The sequence below is a fragment of the Micromonospora sp. NPDC003776 genome, from assembly GCF_053605645.1.
Map to the genome: position 1 here is coordinate 1 of NZ_JBSGJR010000478.1, position 5647 is coordinate 5647.

Sequence of the window (5647 nt, forward strand, 5' to 3'; positions counted from 1 at the left end):
GCCGGCTCCGCGGTCGTCGCGGACGGCGGGCCGGACGACGAGACCGCTGCGGATGTCCCGGCCGCCGGGTCGGGTGAGCTCACCGAGCGGGAGCGGCGGATCCTGGACTTCGAGCGGCAGTGGTGGAAGCACGCGGGCGCCAAGGAGCAGGCCATCCGCGACACGTTCGGGCTCTCCGCCACCCGCTACTACCAGCTGCTCAACACCCTGCTCGACCATCCGGCCGCGCTGGCCGCCGAGCCGGTGCTGATCGGCCGGCTACGCCGGCTGCGCTCCTCCCGGGCCCGCAACCGGCGGCGTTGACGGCCTCACTTCTCGTACGTGCGCAGCCCGTTGCCGATGGCGAAGAACGTCGGCGCCCACTCGCCGACGAAGATGCCCCACCGGTCCGCCCGGGCGACCCCGGCCCGCTCCAGGTGCTTGGAGAGGAACCAGCTGGTGAAGGAAAGCCCGATGCTCACGAAACCGGCCAGGTAGGCGTGTTCCGACTTGAGTCCGGCCTCGTGCAACCGCTCCAACATGCGATCCCCCTGTCGCGTCCGTACCGGTTGCTGCTGACGCTACCGGCGAGGGCCGCCGCCTACCGGTCACTTGCCCGGACGCACCACCGGCATGCCCGCCGCCGCTCCGGGTAGGCGGGCGGCGACGGAGGGAGCGCACCGATGGGGGCACCAGATCGCCGGTACCCGACGGGAAGCCGGCCGGCGCGGCCGGTCGCGACGGCGCCGATGATGCGGGTACGCTCCGCCACCGATCCGGCCCCCGGCCAGCTGGAGAACGAGGACCTGGTGTTCCGGTTCGGCCCGCTGGTGGGGGTCCTCGACGGCGCAACCGTGCCGGACGGCTTCGACACCGGCTGCGTGCACGGACCCGCCTGGTACGTGCGGCACCTGGCCGCCCGGATCGGCCTGGCGGTCGCGGCCCGCCCGGCGGCGACCCTGATGAGCAGCCTGGCGGCGGCCATCCTGGCGGTCCGCGCCGACCACGGCGGCGAGTGCGACCTCGACCACCCGGGCACCCCGTCGTCCACGGTCTGCCTGCTCCGCGAGGGCGGCGACCAGGTGGACTACCTGGTGCTCTGCGACAGCCCGCTGGTGCTCGACACCGGCGACGACGTCAGCGTGGTCTGCGACGGGCGACTGGACGCCGCGATGGCCGACCTGCGCCGGACGGCCGACGCGCTGCCCGGGACCGACGTCGACCCGGTGACCCGGTTCCGCCGGTCGGTGACCGTGCAGCGGGCGCGGATGAACCGGACCCACGGCTACTGGACGGCCGCCTCCGACCCGGACGCGGCGTACCACGCGGTGACCGGGACGCTGCCGTTGCGCGGTCCCGGGGCGCTGCGGCGCGCGCTCCTGGTCACCGACGGCACGTCCTGCGCGGTCGACCAGTTCGGCCTCTTCGACTGGGCGGGGCTGCTGGAGGTGGCGGTCGAGGAGGGGCCGGAGGGGCTGATCGGCCGGGTCCGGGCCGCCGAGCGGGACCACCCGGAGCGGCTGCGCCGGCACAAGCGGACCGACGACGCCTCGGCGGTGCTCTGCGAGTTCGAGCCGGCCGGGTGAGCACCCTCACTCCCAGAACGGCCCGGTCGGCTGACAACGGAGCGTGAGGCGGAACACCGGGGGGGTACGACCGGCCCGTACCCTCGGCCGGACCGGCAGAACGGGCCCAAAGCAGTGGACTGGGGCCGGTGGGACCGGCAGACTGCGGCTCGTGACGGGAGCGGTACGACTGGAGCCGGTCGACGAGGGGAACCTGGAGCCGTTGCTCTCCGTAGCGGCTGCTGAGGCGGAACCGGAGGACGTCATGCCTCCGGTGGAGGCCCCTGCCGGCTGGTCGCTGGCCCGTCGGGACGCCTTCCGGGAGTTCTACCGGGCCAGCTTCGGTGGCCTGGACGGCCCGACCCGCACCCGGATGTACGCGATCATCGCCGGCGGGGAAGTGGTCGGCATGGTGCGGATGACCCGCTGCGCGGAGCCGGGGACGGTGGAGACCGGGATGTGGCTCGGCCGCTCGGCGCGCGGCCAGGGTCTCGGCGCCGCCGCCCTGCGCGAGCTGTTGAACGTTGCCGCGGCGGCTGGCATGCACACGGTCGTGGCCGAGACCACGCCGGACAACCGCGGCGCGATATCGGTTTTGAAGAAATGCGGCGCGGAATTGCGCGAGAATGATGGAAAGCTGCGCGCGAAAATGTGTCTCGATTCCGTCCTTCCCGCGCACTGACAATTCTTCCTTGCCTTAGGTAAAGTATCTCCTTTCTCCTGCTCACGATGGTTGGTCTGACCGTTTCGTGAGGTATATGCCCGACCCTGGCCGGGTACCCGATTCCATTGTGGCGCGCCGGTACGGGGCGGCCTGGGAAATGTTTTGCGGCTGGCCCGGCGGGTATTGCCCGCCGGGTCCGCTGATTCGGGACGCCGGTTTGCAGGCCCATTTCCGCTGATCCCCGGCAGCAGTTTTCCGGGCCTGCTTCAGGTGCATGGCGTCCGCTTCCGCCGGGGAGCGAAGGAGAACTGATGAAGAGCGGAGCTCGGATCGCCCTGGCGGTCGGATTCGGATACGTCATCGGCCGCCGTAGGAAGCTGCGTACCGCCCTCACCCTGGCCGCCGCGGTGGCCGCCGGACGGGCCAGCCAGCAGCCCGGCGGACTGAAGAAGATCGCCTCCGACCTGTTGAACGTCAACCCCCAGCTGGGCAACCTCGGCAAGCTGGGCGCGCCGCTCGCCACGGCCGGCAAGGCCGCGGCGACCGCCGCCGCCGGCAGTGGCATCGACGCGCTCAGCGGCAAGCTGCGCGGCAGCGCCGACGCGCTGCGCCGCAAGTCCGGCGCGGGCAAGCCCGACGAGGAGCCGGCGGCCGAGGAGCGCTCGGCACCGGACGAGGAGCAGGAACTCGACGAGCAGCCCGAGGCGCTCGACGACGAGGACCGTGACGAGCAGCCGGTGCCGGCGCGCCGGCGGCGGGGGCGGTGACCATGGCCACCAGCAACATCGCGGACAAGGCGCGCGACCAGCTCGGCGGCGAGCTGCGCAACCTGGCCTCGGCCATCGGAGAGCGCGCGATGCACGTGGTGACCGAGCGGATCACCGGGGCCACCGGCCGGCTGAGCGAGTACGCCCGGCAGGGGGGCGGCCCGGGCCTGGTCGCCGCCGCCACCGGCGCCCAGAAGCTGGCCGAGGGCCACTCCCCGATGAAGGCCATGTTCCATGCCGGCCTCGCCGGCGGTAAGGAGAAGTTGATGTCGGCGTTCGGCGGTGGCGGCAAGGGTGGCAAGGGGGGCGGCAAGAAGCTCAAGGTCACCAACATCGTCGAGACGATCGAGGTCGGCGTGCCGGTCCGGGTCGCCTACAACCAGTGGACGACCTTCGGCGACTTCCCCAGCTTCATGAAGAAGGTCGAGCTGGCCGAGAACGCCTCCGACGAGAAGATGAACTGGAAGGCGCAGGTCTTCTGGTCGCACCGAACGTGGGAGTCGACGATCATCCGGCAGATCCCCGACCGGCTGATCCACTGGCGGTCGAAGGGCGAGAAGGGCTCCGTCGACGGCACGGTCAGCTTCCACGAGGTCGGCCCGGAGCTGACGAAGATCCTGGTGGTGCTCGAGTACCACCCCAAGGGCCTCTTCGAGCACACCGGCAACCTCTGGCGCGCCCAGGGCCGCCGGGTGCGGCTGGAGCTGAAGCACTTCGTCCGGCACGTGATGACGCAGACCGTGCTCGACCCGGACTCCGTCGAGGGCTGGCGGGGCGAGATCGAGGACTCCCAGGTGGTCAAGGACCACGAGACCGCGCTCCGCGAGGAGCAGGAGGCCCGCGAGCAGCCGGAACAGGGCCGAGCCGAGGAGCCCGAGGAGCCCGAGGAGGAGCGCGAGGAGGAACCGGAGGAGGAGCGCCGGCCCGCCGAGCGTGGCCGCCGCCGGCCGCCCCAGCGCCGCCGACCCCCCGAGGACGAGGAGTACGACGACTACGACGAGGGCGACGACTTCGACGACGACGAGTACGCCGAGGAGCCGGAGGAAGAGGAGCAGCCGCCCCCGCGTCGCCGGCAGCCCGAGCGGGCCCGACGCCCCCGTGCGGAGCGCGAGCCCCGCGAGGAGCGGGAGCCCCGTGCGGAGCGGGAGCCCCGCGAGGAGCGGGCCCGCCCCGTCCGCCGTACGTCCGAAACCCCCCGACGGCCGGTGGTTCGCCGCCGGCGAGAGGAGCGTGACTGAATGACGATCGCCACCACATCGGGCCAGTCCGGTGGCGCGCTCGAACGCACCGGAAGTGGTGGCGGGGGCACCCTCGCCGACGTCGTCGAGACTGTGCTGGACAAGGGCGTGGTGATCGACGCGCAGGTGTCGGTCGCCGTGGTCGGCATCCAGCTCCTGGAGATCAACGCCCGGATCGTGATCGCCAGCGTCGATACGTACCTCCGGTTCGCCGAGACGGTCGACCGGCTGAGCATCGTGCCGAAGGGCACCAAGGGCCTGCCGGACATCGTGGGCGACACCGCCAAGGGAGCGGCCAAGGGCAGGGCGCTCTCCGGCCTGGGCCAGGCGGCCAAGGAGATCAGCGGGGTCGTGGTGGATTCGTTCACCGAGCACGACTCGGACCGCTCCCGGCAGCGGCACGGCTGGGAGGAGGAGCGCTGATGGCCGAGGAACGAGGCCTGTTCATCTACGGCATCGTGCCGTCGGACGTGGAGCCGACCCCCGACGCGGAGGGGGTCGGCAACCCACCGGGCGAGGTCACCGCGGTCCGGCACGGCGACATCGCCGCGCTGGTCAGCGAGGTCGGGTTGGAGGCGCCGATGGGCCGGCCGGCCGACCTCACCGCGTACGAGCGGCTGCTGGACGGCACAGCGGAGGTCGCGCCGGTGCTGCCGGTCCGGTTCGGCACGGTGGTGACCGGCCCGGACGCGGTGGAGGACCTGCTGGCGGCGCACCAGGAGCGGTTCGCGGCCGCGCTGGCGGAGCTGGAGGACCGGATCCAGTACACCGTGCACGGGCGCTTCGACGAGCAGGAGTTCATCGGCGGCTTCCTGGCCGAGAACGACGCCGCCGCCGCGCTCGCCGACCAGGTGCGCGGCCGGTCGGCGGCGGAGAGCCGGGAGCAGCGGATCCGGCTCGGCGAGATGATCAGCCAGGCGGTCGAGCTGCGCCGGGAGGCGGAGAACCGCGCCCTGATCGACGCGGTGGGCGGGTACGCGGTCGCCGACGCGCCGCGCCAGCCCAGTCATGAGATGGACGCGGTGAATGTGGCCTTCCTGGTCGGCGCGGACGACGAGGAGGAGTTCATCGGGGCGGTGGAGCAGTTCGCCGAGCAGCGCCGGGACCTGATCCGGATGCGGCTGATCGGCCCGCTCGCCCCGTACGACTTCGTCAGCGCGCACCAGCTGGTGGAGTGACCGATGGACATCCTCTGGGCGCTGCTGACCCTGCCGTACGCCCCGGTGCGGGGACTCACCGCGGTGGTGAAGGTGGTCGCCCGGGAGGCGGAGTCGCAGCAGTACAACCCGGTCAACATCCGGCGGGAGCTGGAGGAACTGGACCGGGCGGCGGCGGCCGGCGAGATCACGCCGGAGGAGCGGGACCGGGGCCAGGAGCAGGTCCTGAACCGGCTCACCACGCCGACCGGCGGCGCCGGCCGTGCCCCGTCCGGGG

The 5647-nt window shown here is 72.5% G+C and carries 9 protein-coding genes; 8 read left to right on the forward strand and 1 reads right to left on the reverse strand.

Features of this window, described 5'->3' with window-relative positions:
* Positions 1-303: DUF3263 domain-containing protein (locus tag ACWEVO_RS28640; protein ID WP_452310594.1), on the forward strand; the 303-nt coding region annotated here is incomplete at its 5' end.
* 5 nt (positions 304-308) lie between these two features.
* On the opposite strand, the gene ACWEVO_RS28645 is transcribed toward ACWEVO_RS28640, so the two are convergent.
* Positions 309-521 carry a hypothetical protein gene (locus ACWEVO_RS28645; RefSeq protein ID WP_452310595.1) on the reverse strand — a complete coding sequence of 71 codons (213 nt, stop codon included), beginning with the start codon at positions 519-521 and terminating at the stop codon, positions 309-311.
* Between the two features lie 141 nt (positions 522-662).
* Here ACWEVO_RS28645 and ACWEVO_RS28650 point away from each other — a divergent pair, with 141 nt between their 5' ends.
* From ACWEVO_RS28650 to ACWEVO_RS28680, 7 genes are all read left to right on the forward strand, one after another.
* Positions 663-1565 (forward strand): hypothetical protein, encoded by a 903-nt coding sequence (locus tag ACWEVO_RS28650; protein ID WP_452310596.1) that lies wholly within the window; start codon positions 663-665, stop codon positions 1563-1565.
* A gap of 151 nt (positions 1566-1716) precedes the next feature.
* On the forward strand, positions 1717-2226 hold the full coding sequence (locus ACWEVO_RS28655) for a GNAT family N-acetyltransferase (protein WP_452310597.1): 510 nt from the start codon (positions 1717-1719) through the stop codon (positions 2224-2226).
* Positions 2227-2519: 293 nt separating this feature from the next.
* Positions 2520-2975 (forward strand): hypothetical protein, encoded by a 456-nt coding sequence (locus ACWEVO_RS28660; RefSeq protein WP_452310598.1) that lies wholly within the window; start codon positions 2520-2522, stop codon positions 2973-2975.
* A gap of 2 nt (positions 2976-2977) precedes the next feature.
* Entirely contained in the window at positions 2978-4213 is a 1236-nt protein-coding gene (locus ACWEVO_RS28665) for an SRPBCC family protein (RefSeq protein ID WP_452310599.1), read from the forward strand.
* On the forward strand, positions 4214-4636 hold the full coding sequence (gene gvpJ / locus ACWEVO_RS28670) for a gas vesicle protein GvpJ (protein ID WP_452310600.1): 423 nt from the start codon (positions 4214-4216) through the stop codon (positions 4634-4636). It begins immediately after the preceding gene.
* On the forward strand, positions 4636-5391 hold the full coding sequence (locus ACWEVO_RS28675) for a GvpL/GvpF family gas vesicle protein (RefSeq protein WP_452310601.1): 756 nt from the start codon (positions 4636-4638) through the stop codon (positions 5389-5391). The genes gvpJ and ACWEVO_RS28675 overlap by 1 nt, the downstream gene beginning before the upstream one ends.
* Before the next feature lie 3 nt (positions 5392-5394).
* The coding region (locus tag ACWEVO_RS28680; RefSeq protein ID WP_452310602.1) for a gas vesicle protein GvpG at positions 5395-5647 on the forward strand (253 nt) is incomplete at its 3' end.